The sequence below is a fragment of the Streptomyces hawaiiensis genome (assembly GCF_004803895.1).
GTDB classification, from domain to species: Bacteria; Actinomycetota; Actinomycetes; order Streptomycetales; family Streptomycetaceae; genus Streptomyces; species Streptomyces hawaiiensis.
In genome coordinates this window covers 8,307,403-8,327,202 of sequence record NZ_CP021978.1, presented here as the reverse complement: position 1 = coordinate 8,327,202, position 19,800 = coordinate 8,307,403, and the positions used below count along the sequence as shown (strand labels likewise).

The window sequence follows — 19,800 nt, the reverse complement described above, 5'->3', positions numbered from 1 at the left end:
TCCATGACCTTCTCCATCGGCATCGTCGGCGCCGGACAGTTCTCGGGCCAGTTCGCCACCCTGTTCCAGGCCCATCCCGGCGTCAGCGACGTCTACGTCACCGACCTGCTCCCCGAGCGGGCCGGCCAACTCGCCTCCGCCCAGGGGCTGGCGGGCACCTTCCCGTCCTACCAGGCCATGCTGGAGTCGGAGGACGTCGACGCGGTCGCGATCTTCACCCAGCGCTGGACGCACGGGCCGCTGGTCCTCCAGGGTCTCAACGCCGGCAAGCACGTGTACTCCGCCGTCCCCATGGCCATCAGCACGGACGAGATCGCGGCGATCATCGACGCGGTCAAGGCCACCGGACTGACGTACATGATGGGCGAGACCAGCGAGTACAACCCGGCCACGGTCCACGCCCGCAACCAGATCGCCGAGGGCGCCTTCGGGCGGCTCTTCTACGCCGAGGGCGACTACGTCCACGACATGGACCTGGGGTTCTACGACGCCTATCAGTACAGCGGCGGCGAGAACTGGAAAGCGACCGCCAGCTATCCCCCGCTGCTGTACCCGACGCACGCGGTCGGCGGGGTGCTCGGCGCCTGGAAGACACACGCGGTGAGCGTGTCGGCGATCGGTGTCGTCGACGACCGGGGCGACGGCGTCTTCGACAAGGACGTCAGCCAGTTCGACAACGACGTCTCCAACGCCACCGCCCTGTTCGAGGTGGCGGGCGGCGGGTCGTTCCGTACGAACGAGTTCCGGCGGGTCGGCTACCCCTCTCACATACGGGAGTCGCGCTTCCGCTTCTTCGGCACCGAGGCCAGCATGGAGCAGCTCGCCACGGTCGCCCTGTGGCAGGACAAGCAGGGGGTGCAGGACATCAGCGAACTGCTGGAGCCCAAGCCCACCATGTCCCCTGACGATCCGTCACTCCAGCACATCGCGCCGGAGCTGCGGGCCGCCTTCACCTCCGGGTCGGCGCCCGTGCACGACCGTGCGCGGCTGCCGAGGGAGTTCGACCATCTGCACAACGGCCACGAGGGCAGCCACCACTTCCTGGTGGACGACTTCGTGACCGCCGTCAACAACCGCACGCTGCCGTCGGTGAACGCGTGGGTGGCCGCCCGCTACACCCTGCCGGGGATCATCGCGCACGAGTCCGCGCGGCAGGGCGGGGCCAGGCTGGAGATCCCGGACTTCGGGGACGCGCCCCAGTAGGGGCTGTGCGCGAGCCGGGTTCCTGGATCAGGTGCCCGGCTTGCGGCCGTACACGAAGACGTCGTCGTTCTTCTTCAGCAGCGACCAGTACTTCTTGGCGTCGGTCTTGGTCATGTTGACGCAGCCGCGCGAGCCCGGCGGGTTCCACATGCTGACGCCGGCCGAGTGGAACGCCTGGCCGCCGTCGAAGAACTGGGCGTAGGGCATCGGCACGTCGTAGATGGACGAGACGTGGTCGATGTTGCGCCAGTAGATCTTCTTCAGACCGGTGCGGGTCTCGTCCCCGTTGCGGCCGGTGCGGACCGGGACCGGGCCGTAGACGAGCTTCTTGCCGTCCTGGATCCAGCTCAGCTGGAGGGTCAGGTTCACGCAGGCGATCCGGCCCTTGTTCACCGGGCACTTGCCGTCCTTGTTGGGGTTCTTCCCGACGGCCTTCTGCTTCTGCATCAGGTCCATCACCCCCCAGGTGACGGAACCGGCGTAGCCGATGTTCGGGGAGATGCCGTGCTTGGTCTGGAAGGCGCGGATGGCCTTGCAGTCGGCGGCGGACTGCTTGCCGTCGACCGGACGGCCGAGGAACTTCTCGACCTTCTTCTGGTACGGGCCGGCCTGCGTGGTGCAGCTCGCGGCCTGGGCCGGTGCGGCCCCGAGTGCGAGCGTGAGCGGTGCCACCAGGCCGGTGATCCCCAATACGACGGCACTCCGTCTGCGTACGTCCCCCATGGCTGGTCAGCCCTTTCGCGGAAGTGGGTCTGTGATGTCTGCCAGCTAGACGGACGGAGGCCGGTTCCGGTTGTGCGGTCGGCCGCGCTGCGACGGAACAGTGACATACCCCACCGACACGGGGTGCGCATTTCGGTGCATAGCGGTTGATTGCAGAGATCAGGCTTCCGGGCCGCCAGGGTCAGCGGTAGCCGGTCGTGTCCGCCGGCTTGCCCATGTCCTGAACCTCCACGAGGTAGCGCCAGGCGTCCGGGCGGCTGCCGTCGACGTCGGTGAAGCCGTACTCCTGGGCGAGGCCGCCGCTGGAGAGGGACCGGCCGTTCCAGCGCGCCACGTCCGTGTCGGCGGCGAGTGCGGCCACCGCCCGGCCCACGTAGTGCGGGGTCTCCGAGATGGCGAAGTGGGGGACGCTTTCCAGGGCGTCGCGCCAGTTCTCCTCCCGTACCCCGTAGCCGTCCAGCATCAGCTCCGACCGCAGCCAGCCGGGAGTGAGGGCGACGGCGGTGGCGCCGCGCGGGCCGAGTTCGTGGCCGAGGGCGAAGGCCATGCGCAGCACGGAGGTCTTGGCGAGGTCGTAGAAGAAGTTCACGCGGTAGTTGTCGGCGTTGTAGTCGGCGGTGCCGTCGGTGACCTCGACGACCAGGCCGCCGGGGTTGCGCAGCAGCAGGGGCAGGGCGTGGTGGCTGGTGACGGCGTGCGTCTCGACGGCGAGCCTGAGCAGGCGCAGGCCCTTGTCGAGGTCGTGCTCCCACAGCGGGGTGTCCCACTCGAAGAGTTTCTCGCCGCCCCAGATGTCGTTGACCAGGACGTCGAGGCGGCCCTGCTCGTCCGCGATCCGGTCCACCAGAGCGCGGACCTGCGCCGGGTCGAGGTGGTCGGTGGGGACGGCGACGCCCCGGCCGCCGGCCGCGGTGACCAAATCGGCGGTGTCCTCGATGGTCTCCGGCCGGTCGTACTCCGAGCGGCGGGCGCGGGTGCTGCGGCCGGTGACGTAGACCGTGGCGCCGGCCGCGCCGAGTTCCACGGCGATTCCCCGTCCGGCGCCCCGGGTCGCACCGGCGACCAGTGCGACCTTGTCCTGCAACGGAGCTGACATGTCCGACCTCCCGTGACCGTGGCTGCTTGTCGCCTTCACTGTGACGGGTAAGCCGGACATCTTCTGTCGCCTTTTACAGGCGACACGCGGTCAGTGGCCCCGGGCGATCCATTCCTCCAGCCGCGGGGCCTCCGCGCCGATGGTGGTGGAGTCGCCGTGGCCGGTGCGGACCGTCGTATCGGGCGGCAGGGTGAGCAGCCGGTCGCGGATCGAGTCGATGATCGTCGGGAAGTGCGAGAAGGAGCGGCCGGTGGCGCCGGGCCCGCCCTGGAAGAGGGTGTCGCCGGTGAAGACGGTGCCCAGCCCGGGGTCGTAGAGGCAGACCGCGCCGGGCGCGTGCCCTGGGGTGTGCAGCACGCGCAGGTCGGCGCCGCCTGCCTCCAGGACCTGCCCGTCGACCAGCCAGGCGTCGGGCTCGCGGTCCGGGTGGGTCTGCTTCCACAGCGGCAGGTCGTCGTGGTGCAGCCAGATGGTGGCGCCGGTGCGCTCGGCGAGGGCGGGGGCGGCGTCGATGTGGTCGTTGTGGGCGTGCGTGCACACGATCGCCGTGAGCCGGCGGTTCCCGACGGCCTCGGCGATGGCGTCGGCGTCGTGGGCGGCGTCGATGACGATCGCCTCGTGGTCGTCGCCGACGATCCACACGTTGTTGTCGACGTCCCAGGTGCCGCCGTCGAGGCTGAACTGCCCGGAGGTGACAAGGTGTTCGATGCGGGTCGTCATCACAGCACCACCACCGAGCGCAGCACGTCGCCCTGGTGCATCCGCTCGAACGCCTTCTCCACCTCGTCGAGCCGGATCGTCTCGGTCACGAACGCGCCGAGGTCCAGACGCCCCTGCAGATGCAGGTCGATCAGCATGGGGAAGTCGCGGGAGGGCAGGCAGTCGCCGTACCAGCTGGACTTCAGGGCTCCGCCGCGGCCGAAGACGTCGAGCAGCGGCAGTTCGAGCTTCATCTCGGGCGTGGGGACGCCGACCAGGACGACCGTGCCGGCGAGGTCACGGGCGTAGAAAGCCTGCTTGTACGTCTCCGGGCGGCCGACGGCCTCGATGACGACGTCCGCGCCGAAGCCGCCGGTGAGCTCGCGGATCGCCTCGACCGGGTCGTTCTCGCGCGAGTTGACGGTGTGGGTGGCGCCCATGGAGCGGGCGGTCTCCAGCTTGCGGTCGTCGATGTCGACGGCGATGATCGTCGCCGCCCCGGCCAGCTGCGAACCGGCGATGGCCGCGTCGCCGACACCGCCGCAGCCGATGACGGCGACCGAGTCGCCCCGGCCGACGTTCCCGGTGTTGATCGCGGCGCCGATGCCGGCCATCACACCGCAGCCCAGCAGCCCGGCCACCTGCGGGGCGACGCCGGGGTCGACCTTGGTGCACTGCCCGGCCGCGACCAGCGTCTTCTCCGCGAAAGCCCCGATACCGAGAGCCGGCGACAGCTCCTGGCCGGTCGAGGCGAGGGTCATCTTCTGCCGGGCATTGTGGGTGTCGAAGCAGTACCAGGGCCGCCCGCGCAGACAGGCCCGGCACTTCCCGCACACCGCACGCCAGTTGAGGATGACGAAGTCACCCGGCTCGACGTCGGTGACGCCGGCGCCGACGGCCTCGACCACACCCGCGGCCTCGTGGCCCAGCAGGAACGGGAACTCGTCGTTGATGCCGCCCTGCTTGTAGTGCAGGTCGGTGTGGCAGACCCCGCAGGCCTGCACCCGCACCACGGCCTCGCCCGGGCCGGGGTCGGGCACCACGACCGTTTCGATCCGCACCGGCTCGTCCTTGCCTGGGGCGATCACGCCGCGTACTTCCTGGGCCATGGTGCTGACTCCTTCGTCGGCCGGGGTCCGTTCCTTCCCGACCCTACGCGCGACTGATCGGTAAGGGGTGCGGATCGGCCACCCTCCGCTGTGCGGAAAGGGCAGGCCGCGCGGTTCGGCGGCGACATAGCCTGAACGCTCCGCCGACGCCGAGGGAGCGCCGTGAGCATCGCAGAGACCGAGACCGCCACACCCGCGTGGCGGCAGCTCCTCGGATACGTACGGCCGCACCGCTGGTCCCTGTTCGCCGGCGCGCTGCTCTCGCTGGTCACCGGGGCGACCGGGCTGCTGCTGCCGCTGGTCGCGCGGGGCCTGATCGACGACCTGTCGCACGACCGGGCCATCACCGGCGCCCTGCTCGCCATGTCGGCCCTGGTCGTGGCCAACGCGGCGCTGGGCGCGCTGGGTTCGTACGTGCTGACCCGCACCGCCGAGTCGGTGGTGCTCGGCGCGCGGCGCGCCCTGTCGTCGTATCTGCTGCGGCTGCGCATACCGGCCGTGGACCGCAGCGAACCCGGGGACCTGATGGCCCGCATCACCTCCGACACGACCCTGCTGCGCGCGGTCACCACCGACTCGCTGGTCGGCCTGGGCACGGGCGGGCTCACCCTCGTCGCCACGGTGGTGATGATGGGTTTCGTGGACGCCGTGCTGCTCGGCGTCACCCTCGCCGTGATCCTGGGCGCGGGCGTGGTCCTCGGGGTGATCGTGCCGCGCATCAACCAGGCGAGCCGGCAGGCGCAGAGCGCGGTGGGCGTCATGGGTGCCTCGCTGGAGCGGATCCTCGGCGCCCTGCGCACCGTGAAGGCGTCCGGTGCGGAGCACCGCGAGGAGCGGACGCTGCACGAGGCGGCCGAGGAGTCGTGGCGGCAGAGCGTGCGGGCCGCCAAGTGGTCGGCGGCCGCGGGCAACACGGCGGGGCTGGCCATGCAGATCGCCTTCATCACGGTGCTCGCCGTGGGCGGCGCGCGGGTCGCGACCGGCGCGGTCGACGTGGGCACCCTGGTGGCGTTCCTGCTGTACGTCTTCTACCTGATGTCACCGATACAGCAGGTCGTCGGCGCCATCACGCAGTACCAGACGGGCGCCGCGGCCCTCACCCGCATCGAGGAGGCGCTGCGCCTGCCCTCCGAGCCGGCCGCCGAGGCCGCACCGCTGCCCTCCCCCGGCGCGCAGCCCGCCGCCCTCACCTTCGACGACGTCCGCTTCCGCTACGCCGACGACCTGCCCTACGTCCACCACGGGGTGACGTTCACCGTGCCCGCGCAGGGCATGACGGCGTTCGTCGGCCCCTCCGGCGCCGGCAAGACCACCGTCTTCTCCCTGATCGAGCGGTTCTACGACCCCGAGACCGGTGTGATCACGCTGGACGGGCGGGACCTGCACGACTGGGAGCTGCCCCGGCTGCGCGCCGCGATCGGCTACGTCGAGCAGGACGCGCCGGTCCTGTCGGGCTCACTGCGGGACAACCTGCTGCTGGGCCATCCGGAGGCGGACGAGGACGCCCTCGCGCGGGTGCTCAAGACGACCCGGCTCGACGGCCTGATCTCCCGGCTGCCCGCCGGCCTCGACACGCTCGTGGGGCACCGCGGCACCAAGCTGTCCGGCGGTGAGCGGCAGCGCGTCGCCATCGCCCGCGCGCTGCTGCGCCGCCCCCGACTGCTGCTGCTCGACGAGGCGACCTCGCAACTGGACGCGGTGAACGAGGCGGCGCTGCGCGACACCGTCGCGGACGTGGCCCGGACGACCACGGTCCTCGTCGTGGCGCACCGGCTGTCCACGGTGACGATGGCCGACCGGATCGTGGTGATGGACGCGGGCCGGGTCCGGGCCGTCGGCACACACCGTGAGCTCGTGACGGCCGATCCGCTCTACGCGGAGCTGGCGGCGACGCAGTTCCTGGCCACCGCGGACTGAACGCGGGCGTGCGGGAGGTCCGCCCGGATCCGGTCGGACCTCCCGCACGCGCGGCGTCAGCGGACGTTCGGAACGAAGCCGAAGACCGGGGAGCCCAGACCGACGACATGGTTCAGCTGGTCGAGGTCGTTGAGGCGGTTGAGCCCGGCCGGCTGCGAGGAGGGCCGCGGGATCTCGTCCCTGTGCTCGGCGGGGATGTCGCTCACGGTCAGCGAGTCGAGCGTGGCCATCGGGCTGAGCGGGCTCTTCGCTTCCGCGTCGGCCGCGTTCGCCATCGGCGCGGCGAGGCCGGTGACCCCAGCGGCGAGACCAACGGCGGCGGCGATACGCCGCGTTGAGATCATGCCTTTCGCAACGCGGGCGGGCCCCCCGGCGGACACGGGCGGGCGGTGCCCCTCACCCGTCAGGCCCGGTGCCCCGGCTGCGTTTGCCGACCCCGCCGGGCGGGAGGACGCTCGTCAGGAGAGGCCTTTCGCGGCCCGCTCCCGTCGGGCCGCGGCCCTTCGAAGGAGGTCATCATGGGAACCGCGGCAGACCCCGCCTTCGACCGGGAGACCCTGCGCCGGGGCGTGGAAGGACAGACCCCGGACATCCTGCTCTCCCTGTACGCCGACGACGCGGAGCTTCGCATCGTGGACCGCACGACCCAGCCCAGCCACCCCAAGGTCCTGCACGGCCGGGACGAGATCGGCCGGATGCTGGACGACGTCTACAGCCGCGACATGTCGCACAAGCTGGAGCGGTGCGTCATCCAGGGCGACGAGGCGGCCTACAGCGAGAGCTGCGAGTACGCGGACGGGGTACGCGTCCTGTCCGAGTCCATGATCGCGCTGCGCGGCGGCAAGATCGCCGAACAGACCCTGGTCCAGGCCTGGGACGAGTAGCGGGAGCCTTGCCGTGCTCGGTTAGGTCGTGTCCGCGAGGTCCCGTCGTTCGCCCGGAGGGCAGGCGGGACCTCGCGGACACGACCTAGGATGGGGCCGGGCCGTGACTGGCGCCGAGGTGGAGCACCACCGGGGAGCGGCCCCGCGGAAGTCGATGCCGTGCGCCTGGGCGAAGCAGCACACCAGCTACTGCCACTCGCGCACGCGGGACCTGTCGGCGGCCGTGCGCGAGGCCGACATCGTGGTGGCCGCGGTGGGCAGGCCCCGCCTCGTCCACGGCCAGGACATCAAGCCCGGCGCCGTGGTCATCGACGCCGGGTACAACGCGGGGAACGTCGGCGACGTCGAGTTCGACTCCGCCGTGGAGCTGGCCTCGCTGATCACACCGGTGCCGGGCGGCGTCGGTCCGATGACCATCGCCACGCTGCTGGAGCAGACGGTGGAGGCCGCCGCCCGGCAACTCGGTGTCACCGGGGTGTGATCAGCGCATCCAGGCGCTGTACGACATGACGGCGCCCTTTTCGACGCCGTACTCGGGATCCGGGCTGCTGAGGGTGCTCTCCAGCCCGAGGACGGCGCCGGTGGCCGGGTCCATGATCAGCATGCGGCGAACGCCGCGCGAGTCGTTCACGTAGGCCTGGCCGCGTCGGCCCAGCCGGTCGGTCACCTGGCCGGCCGGCCGCAGCCCCTCCGCGCCGGCCAGGAGCCGGGCCAGCACCGCGCTCTCCCGCGCGCCGAGCGTCCAGTGGTCCAGCAGCGTCGCCGTGGCGTCCAGCAACTCTGGCGTGGTCAGCGTGTCGATGGATTGAGCCTCCATCAGGTAGGCGCGCAGCCGCGCCGGGTCATGGGGCGGGGGCGACTCGGGCGGGGCGTCGCTCCAGCTGGGCGGGTAGGTCTGGTCGAGGAGGACGTGACGGTCGTCGACGAGCCGCGGTGCGCCGTCCTCGTCGGAGAGGACCGGACGGCCGGGGCGCCTCGGGTCGGTCGCCACGACGAGTTCGGTGTGGCTGCCGTCCGGCCGCCAGCGCACGATGCGCTCCTCGGGCAGGGTGATCGGGGGCTTGTCGTCCGACATTCCCAGGCTCCAGGACTGCACGTGCGTGCCTTTGCGCAGCCGGGCCGCGCCGTCGGCCGCAGCCTCGGCCGCGGCGCGGTCGGCCAGCCGGTCCAGCGGTACGGGTGTGGAGCCCGACTCGATCACCAGCGGGCGGGGCGCGGCGACCGCGGACGTGGTGCTCGGGCCGCTCAGCACGAAGGTGAGGGTCAGGGCGGCGACGACGGCCGAGGCGACCAGCCCCCAGGCCAGCCGGGACCCCCACACCGATCGGGACCACGGCCGGAACCGGCCGGAACCGGGCGGCAGCCGGTCCCGCAGACGACCGGAGGGCCACCCCGGCCGAGCCCGCAGGCGGGCCGAGGAGAGGCGCCGCCGGTCTCGCAGACGACGACCGGAGAGGAGACTCCGCCGGTCCCGCGGACGACCGGAGAGCCACCCCGGCCGAGCCCGCAGGCGCCAGGAGGGCCGGTCCCCCGGGTCCCGCATCCGCCCGGAAAGCCCGTCCCCCGGGTCCCGCAGCAGCCGCTCGAGGCGAAGCTCGGCCTTGTGATCCAGAGGACCGTCGCCGAAGTGTGGGCCGTCGGGCGGCACCGGGTCGGCGCCGCGCAGCAGTTCGAGTTCGTCAGCCATGGCCGTGTTCCTTCGGGGCGGTCATGCAGGAGTGCTCAGCGATCGGGTACCGGGACTCGGGACGCATCCGGTCGATCTCCGCTCTGAGGCGGCCCCGGGCGCGGTGCAGCCGCATGGCGGCGGCCCGGCTGCCGCAGCCGAGGGCGACGGCGACCTCCTCGATACCGAGTTGCTCCCAGGCCGTCAGGCGCAGCACCTCCTGGTCGGCGGCGGAGAGCCGGGCGAGTGCCTCGTGCACCCAGCCGCCGGGCGTGTCGGCCTCGGGGCCCGCCGCGATGTGCCGGCCGTGCGCGGTGTGGTCGTTGCCGAGCCGGTCGACGAGCCGGCGGCGGCGTCCGTGGCCGCGTACCGCGTTGGCCAGGCAGTTGCGTGCCACGCCGTACAGCCAGGGCAGCGCGGCGGCCGGGAGGTCGGCCCGGCGCCGCCAGGCGACCGTGAACACCTCCGCCACCACTTCCTCCACCTCGCCGGCCCGCCCGTCCAGTCGACGCGCGACATAACGGCTGACCGCCCAGTAGTGCTCGCGGTAGGCAGCGGCGAAGATCTCGTCGTTGCTCATGTCCCGTACGTGTCCGGCACCTTCTCGATCGTCACACCCGGTTTCGTGATTCTCGTCGCGTCGGTGAAGTGTGACGTCCGAACGGGGCGCGGACACAGGCGGGGCATGAGGCACCTCAAGTGGCTGACGACCACTGATCACAAGACGATCGGCACGATGTACCTGGTCACGTCGTTCGCGTTCTTCGTCATCGGCGGCGTGATGGCGCTGCTCATGCGCGCCGAGCTGGCCCGGCCTGGTCTGCAGATCATGTCGAACGAGCAGTTCAACCAGGCGTTCACGATGCACGGCACGATCATGCTGCTGATGTTCGCGACGCCGCTGTTCGCCGGTTTCGCGAACTGGATCATGCCGCTGCAGATCGGCGCGCCGGACGTGGCGTTCCCGCGGCTGAACATGTTCGCCTACTGGCTGTACCTGTTCGGCTCGCTCATCGCGGTGGGCGGCTTCCTCACCCCGCAGGGCGCGGCCGACTTCGGCTGGTTCGCCTACAGCCCGCTCTCGGACGCGGTCCGCAGCCCGGGTATCGGCGCCGACATGTGGATCATGGGTCTGGCCTTCTCCGGCTTCGGCACCATCCTCGGCTCGGTCAACTTCATCACCACGATCATCTGCATGCGCGCCCCGGGCATGACGATGTTCCGCATGCCGATCTTCGTGTGGAACGTGCTGCTGACCGGTGTCCTGGTCCTGCTCGCCTTCCCGGTGCTGGCCGCGGCCCTGTTCGCGCTGGAGGCCGACCGCAAGTTCGGCGCGCACATCTTCGACTCCGCCAACGGCGGGGCGTTGCTGTGGCAACACCTCTTCTGGTTCTTCGGCCATCCAGAGGTGTACATCATCGCGTTGCCGTTCTTCGGCATCATCTCCGAGGTCATCCCGGTCTTCTCCCGCAAGCCGATGTTCGGTTACACGGGTCTGATCGGCGCGACCATCGCGATCGCGGGTCTGTCCGTGACGGTGTGGGCCCACCACATGTACGTCACCGGCGGTGTGCTGCTGCCGTTCTTCTCCTTCATGACGTTCCTCATCGCGGTCCCGACCGGCGTGAAGTTCTTCAACTGGATCGGAACGATGTGGAAGGGCTCGTTGTCCTTCGAGACACCGATGCTCTGGGCGACCGGCTTCCTGATCACCTTCGTCTTCGGCGGACTCACCGGTGTGCTGCTGGCCTCGCCGCCCCTCGACTTCCACGTCTCGGACTCGTACTTCGTGGTGGCGCACTTCCACTACGTGATCTTCGGGACGGTCGTGTTCGCGATGTTCTCCGGCTTCCACTTCTGGTGGCCGAAGTTCACCGGCAAGATGCTGGACGAGCGCCTCGGCAAGATCACCTTCTGGACGCTGTTCATCGGCTTCCACGGCACGTTCCTCGTCCAGCACTGGCTCGGTGCCGAGGGCATGCAGCGGCGGATCCCCGACTATCTGGCGGTGGAGGGACTGACGACCCTCAACACGGTGTCGAGTGTCTTCTCGTTCCTGCTCGGCATGTCGATGCTGCCGTTCTTCTACAACGTGTGGAAGACGGCGAAGTACGGCGAGAAGGTCACGGCGGACGACCCGTGGGGCTACGGCCGCTCCCTGGAGTGGGCGACCTCCTGCCCGCCGCCGCGGCACAACTTCATCACCATGCCGAAGATCCGCAGCGAGTCCCCGGCGTTCGACCTGCACCACGACGCCATCGCGGCGGCAGAGCGGGAGCTGACACTGCGATGACGGCCATGGAAGGGCTCCCCAGGGACCTGCGGGCGTTCCACAACGAGGTCGAGGGGCATCTGCTCGCCGCCGCCGCGCGTGAGGAGGCCCGTACGGCCGCCGTCCGCTTCACCGCCGGGCTCGACTGGCTGCCGGAGGCGCAACGGGCGGAGGTGGAGCGGCAGTTCGCGGCGGAGCATCTCGCCCTCGCCCGGGCCTCGTGGCAGCGCACGGCCCGGCGCGGGGAGGAACTGCGGGGCGAGTACGAGGCGTTGTACCGCAGGCTCCGCGCTCGGCTGCTGGCCGGACTGCTGCTGGGGGTGGCGCTGGTGACGGCGACGGATCTTGTGGTGCGGGCGTCGGTCTAGCCGGTCAGAACCGGTCCGGGTGACACCTCGCTCGGACCGGCGCGGCCGCCCGGTCCGTGGCCATGTCACCGGCCTTCTCTGCGGCGGCCTTCAGCGGCTCGGGGAGCGCGGACGCGGGTCCCGGGCTTCGCGCTTCCGGCGAGGCCGCCGTCACCCCTGCGGCCGCCATCCCGGCGGCCGCAGGATCCCCAGCAGCTGCCGGACCAGTTCGTCGACGACCTCGTCGAGTGTCGCGTCCACCCAGCCGGCGCTCCAGTCGTGCAGCAGGCCGTTGACACTGCCGATGAAACCCGTCGCGGCGAGACGGTAGTCGCGGGGCGCCGCCTCTCCGCGTGCGGCCGCCGCGTCGGCCTCGGCGCAGATGAGGTCGACCCAGCCGGCCCGGCGGGCGAGCCGCTGCTCCTCCAGGCGCGGGCTGACGCCGATGATCTCGACGAAGGTGATGCGGATCCGGCGCGGATCGGCGGCGACGTTCCCGGCGTAGGCGCGGAAGATGGCGGTGGCGCGTTCCACGAGCGGCAGGTCCGCCGCGCCCGCGGCCGCCTCCAGCACCGCGGCCTCGGCCCAGCCGTTGACCTGGAGGTGCAACGCGGCGAGCACGTCCTCGAGGGTGCGGAACTCCTCGTAGAACTGGCGGGTGGACAGCCCGGCCGTCTCGCTGAGGGCCGCGACCGTGGTGGAGCGGAAGCCGGGGGTGTCACCGAACAGCTGGAGCGCGGCGTCGAGGAACCGTCGGCGCCGCTCGGCCTGCCGCTCCTCGGCGGTCTTGCCGCCGTAGCGGCCGGTCGGTGCTCTGAGTCTGCCCGGCACCGGCTCTCCTTTCGTCGATCGCACACTGATTTTGTCGTGCACGCGGTCTTGTGGAGAAGGCGGCCCCTTCCTTACTTTGCAGTAAGTTGACTCTGAAAGCACGTGTGTTCAGATTCCTCACCCCCACCCGCAGAGGAGGGATCAGCCATGTCCGTCTTCCGACGACGGCACCTGTGCTCCCTGACCGCCGCCCTGGTCCTGACCGCCACCGTTCCCGCGACCGCCGCCGTGGCCGCCCCGAGTTCCTCCGCCGCGCTGCGCGAGGTGATGTTCGTGGGCAACAACTGGGACGGCACCGCCGAAGTCATCAGAGCGACCGGTGACTTCGGGAAGATAGGCCGGATCAACGTCATCCCCGACAAGGACCAGCGGATGGCCGAGATCAACGCCGACCCGATCAAGTGGATCTACTTCATGGCGATCCGCAACAGCGTCGGCGAGGGCCACGACCAGTTCGTCGACGACATGTACTCCACGCCGGACGGGACGTCGATGGTCGTATCCCGGCCGAGCTTCGCCGACGTCGTCTCGATCGACCTCGCCTCCGGGCGGATCAACTGGCGCTTCCCCGTGTCCGGTTACCGCTCCGACCACATGGCGGTCTCCCCCGACGGCAAGCGGGTCGCGGTCTCGGCGTCGACCTCCAACACCGTTCATGTGCTGGACATCGTCACCGGCAGGGAACTGGGCAAGTTCGGCACCGGCGACAAGCCGCACGAGAACATCTTCACCCAGGACGGCAAGTACATCTACAACATGGCGATCGGCGACGTGAACACGCAGACCGACGCCCCGTGGCTGGACTGGACGAAGGGCGACCGGCGTATCACCGTCGTCGACGCCACCACGTACAAGCAGGTCAAGGTCATCGACATGCGCCCGCAACTGGACGCGCTCGGCCTCAAGGACCACTCCGACGCGGTCCGCCCGGCCGTCTTCTCGCCGGACGAGTCGAAGCTGTACTTCCAGGTCTCCTTCTTCAACGGCTTCTTCGAGTACGACATCGCCACCGACAAGATCACCCGCACCAAGACCCTGCCGAAGAACCCGGCGACCAGCGACGACCGCACGACCTTCGTCAACGACTCGCGCCATCACGGCATCTCGATGAGCCCGGACGGACGCAAACTGTGCGTCGCGGGCACGATGGACGACTACGCCACCGTCGTCGACCGCGCCACGCTCCAGGAGGGCCCGCTCGTCACCGCCTCCAAGCCCTACTGGGCCACGGTCAGCGGTGACGGCAAGGCCTGCGTGATCTCCGAGAGCGGCACCGACCAGGTCACGGCCATCGACTTCGCCACCGGGAAGAAGGTCGTGTCCGTGCCGGTCGGTGACCACCCGCAGCGCGTCCGGCTCGGCCATGTGGCGGCCGGCTGGACGAGCCCGTCCGCTAGTTGACCTCCTTCGCCGCCCAGGCCGCCAGTTCGGAGCGGGCCGCGGCGAGCAGATCCGCCGAGGGAGCCGTCGCCCCGTTGGTCACCAGCGCGTAGTGCAGGACGCCCGAGTCCGGCGCGGTGAGCAGCAGGCGGCGGCTTCCCGTGCCACCGGGCTCCGGCGCCACGCCGATCGGCGTCGTCGAGGTGTAGGCCGGCGGGGCGTGAGCCGTGCCCAGGTCGGAGACGACGGTGGTGGACGCGGTCGGGAAGCCCGCCGGCAGATGCAGTTCGGTGGGCGCCGGGCCGCCGTCCGAGCGCCACAGCAGCAGCCCGTACTGCCCCGACCCCACCAGCCGTTGCACGCTGGGCAGCGAACTCGGCACGGGGTTCCAGGTCAGGGTCGTCGAACCGTCCCGGGAGCGGTCCTCGTAGGTGAAGCCGACGGTCGTACCGGCCGTGGCGCTCGGGTAGAGGCGGTCCAGGAGCCGGGCGTCCTGGCGCAGTACGGGCTTGCCGGAGTCGTCGAGGCGTACGGCGGACAGGTCCTCGTCGTTCCAGGCGTCGCCGGCGGTGAGCACCTTGTCGGGGTTGCCGTTCATCAGCTCGCGGTGGCGGCCGTTGTAGATGTCCCACTGCCACTGGGAACCGGAGAGCACGGGTCCAGAGGCCGCCGGGTCGGACCACCAGTCGGCGCCCTTCACACGGGAGTCGAGGGCCTGGTACATCGCTTTGAGGACGGTCGGCGCCTTGTCGGAGACGTTGCCCGCCAGCGGGTGCCCGAACTCGCTGACGACGGCGGCCGTCCGCGCGGCCGCGGCGCGGTCGCGGACGGTGCTGAAGTCGCCCGTGTACTGGCCGTCGGCCGCCTTGCCCCACATGAAGACGCCGGAGATGGCCTTCTGGTCGTAGAAGTGGGTGTTGAAGACATAGCGGGGTCCGAGTGCGCCGGCGTCGAGCAGGCCGCCCTCCTGCTTCTGGAAGTCGAGGTTGGCGTTCCAGAAGAGGTTCGGCTCGACGAAGGCCGGCTTGTCGCGCCAGCCGGCCGTGTCCATGCGGGTCCGGAACTTCTCGTAGAACGGCCAGAGCACGTCCTTCTCCCAGGCGCGGCTGGTCTGCCCGGAGTCGTAGACGCCCGCGTGCGGCTCGTTGTAGGGGTCGAACCCGGCGATACCCCTGAACTGGTCCGCGCTCAGGTTCTGTCGTACGTACGCCATGGTCTTCTGGGCGGTGGCGAGGAAGGCGTCCTGCACGCCGTGCGCGTTGTGCCAGAAGTCGTGGGTGGCACGTGTCACCGCCTCGTTCTGGGTGATGTTCTGCCCCCAGAACAGGCAGATCCCGCAGGACTCGTCCGGGTAGTTCCCGGCGTCCACGGCCCACTTGGGGGCGCCGTCGCCGGTGTACCAGCTGTCGGCGTCGAAGAGGTGCCGGGAGTAGAGGTCCTGGTGGAAGTCGGGGTAGACGCGGATGCCCACGTCGAGGAAGGCCTTCATCTGGTCGGTGGCGGCGGCCAGATAGGCCGTGTCCACCTGGCCGCGCTCGGGCTCGGCGTAGGCCCAGGACAGCAGGAAGCGGACGGTGTTGCCGCCGCCGAGGGCGCGCAGGGCGGTCGCCGATGTGCGGGCGTCGGCTACCGAGGCGAAGGGCAGGCCCTTGTTCTCGGCGAGCTTGGTCTCGCCGGAGACGTTGTAGCCGCGCAGGACGATCTCGCGGCCGTGGGCGTCGGTGAAGCGGCCGTCCCGCACCGTGACGGTGGGGTCGTCGAACCAGAGGGAGCCGGGAGGGGGCACGGCGGTGGCCGGCGGGACGCCCGCCACCGACACGGAGCCGAAGAGGACGACCAGGACGACCAGGAGACGCGCTCGGATAGTCGGCATGTCCACTACAGTCCGGCGATATCAGGACACCGTCAACACCTCTGACTCTGGAGTAAGTTCCCTCTCGGACAACCCTCACACGTCAACCACCGACCCTTCGTGTCACGTTCAACAAGTACTCCTTCCTGTTCAGCGGGTTGTGGTCGGTGCGCGGGCGTTCGGGGACCGTGCCGTGCGTGACGGGCGCGTAGTGGGCGAAGAAGCTCTCCAGCTCGCCCTCGCCCCGGGTGAGTCCCGGCAGCCGCTGTTCGAGGGCGTGCACCCGGGCAGCGGGCACCGTGCCTTCGAGGACGCAGAGGTCGTCCCGGTTCCCCGTCGTCTCGGGTACGGCAGCGAGCCCGGCGAGGACCGGCAGCAGGGCGCCGAGGGTGTCGGCCGGGGCCTCGATGCGGAAGCGGTGCATCGGCTCGTGGACCCGCGTCCCGGCCCGCCGCAGCGCCTCGATCAGCACCAGCGGGGTCACGCCGCGGAAGTCGGCGCCCGTGCTCGACATGCTCTTGTCGAAGCCCTGGTGGGCATGGCTCTGGCGGGGCCAGTAGCCGCTGTGCGTCATGGTGACCACGCAGTCGGTGACCTGCCAGCCGTGCAGACCCTGGTCGAGGGTCTCGCGCACGGTGTCCTCCACGGCCTTGAAGAAGGCGTACGGCATCGCCCCGAGCTCCACCTCCAGCCGGAAGCCCACGCCCGAGCCGACCGGAGCGGGGTCGACGCGCAGACCGACCGTCGCGAGGAACGGATTCGGGTCCTTCTTGATGAACTCCACGGCCTGCCCCGTGCCGACGGGCCGTTCGACGCACAGCGGCGTCGTCTCGCGGAAGGTGACGTCGAGTCCGTACTCGTCGGCGAGGGTGGCCTGGATGACCTCCTTCTGCACCTCGCCGTAGAGGGAGACGGAGGTCTCCTGGCGGCGCTCGTCACGGCGCAGGCCGATCAGCGGGTCCTGCTCGGCGAGCTGGGTGAGCGCGAGGTGGAGCGTCCCCCGGTGCGCGTCCGGGCCGGGGACGACGACCGTCTCCAGGGTGGGCGGGGCGAAGAAGTGCTCGTACGCCTTGCGGGGTTCGCCGATCGCGTCGCCGATCCGGATGTCGCCGAGCCCGGTGAGGCGGGCGATCCGGCCGGCCTCGACGGAGTCCGCACGGGTGTCCGTGCCGTGGTCGAAGACGCTGATGCCGGTGATCCTGCCTTCAGCGCCGTCCGCTCCGAAGGGGACCCGGTCGCGGGTGCGCAGCGTCCCGGAGAACATCCGGGCGTAGGCGACCTTCTCCCCCGCCGGGCCCCGGCCGACCTTGAACACGGTGGCGGAGACCGGCCCGTCCGCATCCCCGTCGGCCGCCGGCAGCAGCGTTTCGATGCCGGACAGGAGCGCCGCCACGCCCGCGCCCGTGGCGGCGGAACCGAAGTAGACCGGGTGGACGAGCGCCTCCCGGGTCTGCGCGACGAGTGATCCGTGCAGCGCCGCGTCCGTGACGGTGTTCTCGACGTACGCGGACAGCAGGACGTCGTCGTGCCCGGTCAGGACGTCGAGGGCGCCGGCCGGTCCGGGACAGGGGGTGAAACGGGCCGCGCGGGTGCCGAGGCCGGTGGCGGTCCCCATCGGCACGATCGCGGGGGTCAGCCGAGCCGAGATCTCCCGCAGCACCGCCTCGTGGCGTGCCCCGCCGCGGTCGATCTTGTTGACGAAGAGCAGGGTAGGGATGCGCAGCCGCTGGAGTGTCCGCATCAGCACCCGCGTCTGCGCCTGCACCCCTTCGACGGCGGAGATCACGAGGACGACGCCGTCCAGCACACCGAGCACCCGCTCCACCTCGGCGATGAAGTCCGGGTGACCGGGAGTGTCGATGAGGTTGACGGTCACGCCGTCGAGCGGGAACGAGACGACGGCGGACTTGATGGTGATGCCGCGCTGCCGCTCCAGGGCGAGGGTGTCGGTACGGGTGTTCCCGTCGTCGACGCTGCCGATCTCGTCGATCACCCCGGCCGAATGGAGCAGCCGCTCGGTCAGGCTGGTCTTACCCGCGTCGACATGGGCGAGAATTCCAAGGTTGAGCATGTGCACGAAGCGTCATGTCCTTCGGAGAGAGGTCCGTTCCTGGCTGGGGGGGACATGAACGTTCCGCGCATCCGGGGCTCCTTGGGACTCGGTGACGTCGCCGACCTGTGCAGTGCAGCAGACCGGCACGGAGGGACACAACGGAATTAACCGCCGCCGGGGTACCCGGCGGGTGCGCGCAAGGAGAGGAGCGGCTCGTGCGTGACGTTCTCCCGGTGCTCGGCCGCTGGTATACGGCCGGGGTCCCGTTCGGTCTCGCGACGGTCGTCCAGGTCAGCCGCAGCGCGCCGCGCGACCCGGGCGCGGCGATGGCGGTGGGTCCGGACGAGGAGGTCGTGGGCAGTGTGTCCGGGGGCTGTGTCGAGAGCGCGGCGTTCGAGCTGGCGCGGGAGGTCGCCGCGGGCGGCGAGGCCCGGCTGGAGACCTTCGGCTACAGCGACGCGGACGCCTTCGCGGTCGGTCTGACCTGCGGCGGAGAGATCACGCTGCTGGTGCGCGCGGTCACGCCCGAGCGGGATCCCGGCTTCGGCGCGGTCGCGGACTCGGTCGCGGCGGGCGAACCGGTCACGGTGGCGACCGTGGCCGACGGACCGGCGCCGCGCGGGGCGGCGCTCGCCGTCTGGCCGGACCGGGCCGTCGGCACGCTCGGCGCGAGCGGCCTGGACGCGGCCGTGACCGCCGACGCCCGCGGCGAACTCGCTCTCGGCGCCACCGGTCTGCGGCACTACGGACCCCAGGGGCAGCGCCGCGAGGACTCCGTGAGCGTGTTCCTGCAGTCCTTCGCGCCGCCGCCGCGGATGCTGGTCTTCGGCGCGATCGACTACGCCGCGGCCGTGGCCCGTATCGGGGGCTTCCTCGGCTACCGGGTCACCGTCTGCGACGCCCGCCCGGTCTTCGCCACACCCAAGCGCTTCCCCGAGGACGTCGAGGTGATCGCGCGGTGGCCGCACCGCTACCTGCGCGAGACGGACACGGACGAGCGCACGGTGATCTGTGTCCTGACGCACGACCCCAAGTTCGACGTGCCGCTGCTGACCGAGGCGCTGCGCCGCCCGGCCGCCTACATCGGGGCGATGGGCAGCCGCCGCACCCACGCCGACCGGGCACAGCGGCTGGCCGAGGCCGGGCTCACGGAACGCGAACTGTCGCGGCTGCGCTCACCGGTCGGCCTCGACCTCGGGGCCCGTACGCCCGAGGAGGTGGCGGTGTCCGTCGCCGCCGAGATCGTGGCGCTGCGTTGGGGCGGCACCGGCGCGCCGCTCAGCGCGACGGAGGGGGCGGTGCATCCGCACCGGTTCTCCTGATCACCAGCGCCCCTCCCGTCACGTCACCATCAAGCCGGGTTCGTACGATCGAGTCGCCATCAGCACATCAGCGAAGGGATTCCCGTGATCTTCATCACCGCGAAGTTCCGAGTCCGCCCCGAGCACGCCGACCGCTGGCCCGAGATCGCCGCCGAGTTCACCCGGGCGACGCGCGCCGAGCCCGGCTGCCTGTGGTTCGACTGGTCGCGCAGCGTGGACGAGCCGTCGGAGTACGTCCTCGTCGAGGCCTTCCGCGACGAGGAGGCCGGAGCCGCGCACGTGCGGTCCGCGCACTTCAAGGCCGCGCAGCAGACGCTGCCTCCGCATCTGGCCGAGACGCCGCGCATCGTGAACGCGAACGTCCCGCAGGACGACTGGTCGCTCCTCGGAGAGATGGCGGCGGCGGGACAGGAATAGCTCGCCGCCCAGGACCGGCCGCCCACATG

The 19,800-nt window shown here is 70.9% G+C and carries 18 protein-coding genes, 1 pseudogene and 1 riboswitch; of the genes and pseudogenes, 9 read left to right on the top strand and 10 right to left on the bottom strand.

Going from position 1 to position 19,800, the window contains the following annotated elements; translation table 11 throughout:
- Positions 1-3 precede the first annotated feature (3 nt).
- Complete coding sequence (locus CEB94_RS37770) at positions 4-1,203, top strand: Gfo/Idh/MocA family protein (protein ID WP_175437337.1); 1,200 nt, start codon at positions 4-6, stop codon at positions 1,201-1,203.
- Positions 1,204-1,230: 27 nt separating this feature from the next.
- On the opposite strand, the gene CEB94_RS37765 is transcribed toward CEB94_RS37770, so the two are convergent.
- The 4 genes from CEB94_RS37765 to CEB94_RS37750 all read right to left on the bottom strand — a co-directional run bounded on the left by CEB94_RS37765 (position 1,231) and on the right by CEB94_RS37750 (position 4,830).
- Positions 1,231-1,926, bottom strand: a complete 696-nt coding sequence (locus tag CEB94_RS37765) for a L,D-transpeptidase family protein (protein WP_175436433.1) — start codon at positions 1,924-1,926, stop codon at positions 1,231-1,233.
- A gap of 181 nt (positions 1,927-2,107) precedes the next feature.
- A complete protein-coding gene (locus CEB94_RS37760; RefSeq protein WP_175436432.1) occupies positions 2,108-3,022 on the bottom strand; it encodes an SDR family oxidoreductase in 915 nt (304 codons plus the stop codon).
- 90 nt (positions 3,023-3,112) lie between these two features.
- Positions 3,113-3,742 (bottom strand): MBL fold metallo-hydrolase, encoded by a 630-nt coding sequence (locus tag CEB94_RS37755; protein ID WP_175436431.1) that lies wholly within the window; start codon positions 3,740-3,742, stop codon positions 3,113-3,115.
- Positions 3,742-4,830 carry an S-(hydroxymethyl)mycothiol dehydrogenase gene (locus tag CEB94_RS37750; protein ID WP_175436430.1) on the bottom strand — a complete coding sequence of 363 codons (1,089 nt, stop codon included), beginning with the start codon at positions 4,828-4,830 and terminating at the stop codon, positions 3,742-3,744. The genes CEB94_RS37755 and CEB94_RS37750 overlap by 1 nt, the downstream gene beginning before the upstream one ends.
- Before the next feature lie 162 nt (positions 4,831-4,992).
- Here CEB94_RS37750 and CEB94_RS37745 point away from each other — a divergent pair, with 162 nt between their 5' ends.
- Complete coding sequence (locus CEB94_RS37745; protein ID WP_175436429.1) at positions 4,993-6,747, top strand: ABC transporter ATP-binding protein; 1,755 nt, start codon at positions 4,993-4,995, stop codon at positions 6,745-6,747.
- 56 nt (positions 6,748-6,803) lie between these two features.
- On the opposite strand, the gene CEB94_RS37740 is transcribed toward CEB94_RS37745, so the two are convergent.
- Positions 6,804-7,091, bottom strand: a complete 288-nt coding sequence (locus CEB94_RS37740; RefSeq protein ID WP_175436428.1) for a hypothetical protein — start codon at positions 7,089-7,091, stop codon at positions 6,804-6,806.
- 174 nt (positions 7,092-7,265) lie between these two features.
- Between CEB94_RS37740 and CEB94_RS37735 the strand changes: the two genes are divergently transcribed.
- Together CEB94_RS37735 and CEB94_RS37730 are read left to right on the top strand one after the other, a co-directional pair.
- Positions 7,266-7,631: a nuclear transport factor 2 family protein gene (locus tag CEB94_RS37735; RefSeq protein WP_175436427.1), complete on the top strand. Its 366-nt coding sequence runs from the start codon at positions 7,266-7,268 to the stop codon at positions 7,629-7,631.
- Positions 7,632-7,724: 93 nt separating this feature from the next.
- A riboswitch (ZMP/ZTP riboswitch) is annotated at positions 7,725-7,809 on the top strand.
- Positions 7,810-7,815: 6 nt separating this feature from the next.
- A pseudogene (locus CEB94_RS37730) lies at positions 7,816-8,112 on the top strand (bifunctional 5,10-methylene-tetrahydrofolate dehydrogenase/5,10-methylene-tetrahydrofolate cyclohydrolase); the annotation flags it as partial.
- On the opposite strand, the gene CEB94_RS37725 reads toward CEB94_RS37730, so the two are convergent.
- Entirely contained in the window at positions 8,113-9,318 is a 1,206-nt protein-coding gene (locus CEB94_RS37725) for a CU044_5270 family protein (protein ID WP_246112039.1), read from the bottom strand.
- The gene (locus tag CEB94_RS37720; RefSeq protein ID WP_175436426.1) at positions 9,311-9,877 is read right to left on the bottom strand and encodes an RNA polymerase sigma factor; all 567 of its coding nucleotides are present in this window, start codon (positions 9,875-9,877) and stop codon (positions 9,311-9,313) included. The genes CEB94_RS37725 and CEB94_RS37720 overlap by 8 nt, the downstream gene beginning before the upstream one ends.
- A 105-nt stretch (positions 9,878-9,982) precedes the next feature.
- On the opposite strand from CEB94_RS37720, the gene ctaD reads away from it, so the two are divergent.
- Both ctaD and CEB94_RS37710 read left to right on the top strand, forming a co-directional pair.
- Positions 9,983-11,590, top strand: a complete 1,608-nt coding sequence (gene ctaD / locus CEB94_RS37715) for an aa3-type cytochrome oxidase subunit I (RefSeq protein WP_175436425.1) — start codon at positions 9,983-9,985, stop codon at positions 11,588-11,590.
- Positions 11,587-11,937: a hypothetical protein gene (locus CEB94_RS37710; RefSeq protein ID WP_175436424.1), complete on the top strand. Its 351-nt coding sequence runs from the start codon at positions 11,587-11,589 to the stop codon at positions 11,935-11,937. The genes ctaD and CEB94_RS37710 overlap by 4 nt, the downstream gene beginning before the upstream one ends.
- Positions 11,938-12,087: 150 nt before the next feature.
- On the opposite strand, the gene CEB94_RS37705 is transcribed toward CEB94_RS37710, so the two are convergent.
- The gene (locus tag CEB94_RS37705; RefSeq protein WP_175436423.1) at positions 12,088-12,747 is read right to left on the bottom strand and encodes a TetR/AcrR family transcriptional regulator; all 660 of its coding nucleotides are present in this window, start codon (positions 12,745-12,747) and stop codon (positions 12,088-12,090) included.
- A 147-nt stretch (positions 12,748-12,894) separates the two neighbouring features.
- On the opposite strand from CEB94_RS37705, the gene CEB94_RS37700 reads away from it, so the two are divergent.
- Positions 12,895-14,148, top strand: a complete 1,254-nt coding sequence (locus CEB94_RS37700; RefSeq protein ID WP_175436422.1) for a YncE family protein — start codon at positions 12,895-12,897, stop codon at positions 14,146-14,148.
- On the opposite strand, the gene CEB94_RS37695 is transcribed toward CEB94_RS37700, so the two are convergent.
- On the bottom strand, positions 14,141-16,000 hold the full coding sequence (locus CEB94_RS37695; RefSeq protein WP_175436421.1) for a cellulase family glycosylhydrolase: 1,860 nt from the start codon (positions 15,998-16,000) through the stop codon (positions 14,141-14,143). The two genes, CEB94_RS37700 and CEB94_RS37695, sit on opposite strands and share 8 nt — an antisense overlap.
- 82 nt (positions 16,001-16,082) lie before the next feature.
- The gene (locus CEB94_RS37690; RefSeq protein ID WP_175436420.1) at positions 16,083-18,056 is read right to left on the bottom strand and encodes an elongation factor G; all 1,974 of its coding nucleotides are present in this window, start codon (positions 18,054-18,056) and stop codon (positions 16,083-16,085) included.
- Between the two features lie 191 nt (positions 18,057-18,247).
- On the opposite strand from CEB94_RS37690, the gene CEB94_RS37685 reads away from it, so the two are divergent.
- Together CEB94_RS37685 and CEB94_RS37680 are read left to right on the top strand one after the other, a co-directional pair.
- Positions 18,248-19,354 carry an XdhC family protein gene (locus CEB94_RS37685; protein ID WP_175436419.1) on the top strand — a complete coding sequence of 369 codons (1,107 nt, stop codon included), beginning with the start codon at positions 18,248-18,250 and terminating at the stop codon, positions 19,352-19,354.
- Between the two features lie 84 nt (positions 19,355-19,438).
- Positions 19,439-19,771, top strand: coding sequence for a putative quinol monooxygenase (locus CEB94_RS37680; RefSeq protein ID WP_175436418.1), 333 nt, complete (start codon positions 19,439-19,441; stop codon positions 19,769-19,771).
- Positions 19,772-19,800 lie beyond the last annotated feature (29 nt).

Excerpts from the sequence above, each read along its gene's own strand:
- CEB94_RS37770 (WP_175437337.1), top strand. The coding sequence starts at position 4 with ATGACCTTCTCCATCGGCATCGTCGGCGCCGGACAGTTCTCGGGCCAG.
- CEB94_RS37765 (WP_175436433.1), bottom strand. The coding sequence starts at position 1,926 with ATGGGGGACGTACGCAGACGGAGTGCCGTCGTATTGGGGATCACCGGC.
- CEB94_RS37760 (WP_175436432.1), bottom strand. The coding sequence starts at position 3,022 with ATGTCAGCTCCGTTGCAGGACAAGGTCGCACTGGTCGCCGGTGCGACC.
- CEB94_RS37755 (WP_175436431.1), bottom strand. The coding sequence starts at position 3,742 with ATGACGACCCGCATCGAACACCTTGTCACCTCCGGGCAGTTCAGCCTC.
- CEB94_RS37750 (WP_175436430.1), bottom strand. The coding sequence starts at position 4,830 with ATGGCCCAGGAAGTACGCGGCGTGATCGCCCCAGGCAAGGACGAGCCG.
- CEB94_RS37740 (WP_175436428.1), bottom strand. The coding sequence starts at position 7,091 with ATGATCTCAACGCGGCGTATCGCCGCCGCCGTTGGTCTCGCCGCTGGG.
- CEB94_RS37735 (WP_175436427.1), top strand. The coding sequence starts at position 7,266 with ATGGGAACCGCGGCAGACCCCGCCTTCGACCGGGAGACCCTGCGCCGG.
- CEB94_RS37725 (WP_246112039.1), bottom strand. The coding sequence starts at position 9,318 with ATGGCTGACGAACTCGAACTGCTGCGCGGCGCCGACCCGGTGCCGCCC.
- CEB94_RS37720 (WP_175436426.1), bottom strand. The coding sequence starts at position 9,877 with ATGAGCAACGACGAGATCTTCGCCGCTGCCTACCGCGAGCACTACTGG.
- ctaD (WP_175436425.1), top strand. The coding sequence starts at position 9,983 with ATGAGGCACCTCAAGTGGCTGACGACCACTGATCACAAGACGATCGGC.
- CEB94_RS37710 (WP_175436424.1), top strand. The coding sequence starts at position 11,587 with ATGACGGCCATGGAAGGGCTCCCCAGGGACCTGCGGGCGTTCCACAAC.
- CEB94_RS37700 (WP_175436422.1), top strand. The coding sequence starts at position 12,895 with ATGTCCGTCTTCCGACGACGGCACCTGTGCTCCCTGACCGCCGCCCTG.
- CEB94_RS37695 (WP_175436421.1), bottom strand. The coding sequence starts at position 16,000 with ATGCCGACTATCCGAGCGCGTCTCCTGGTCGTCCTGGTCGTCCTCTTC.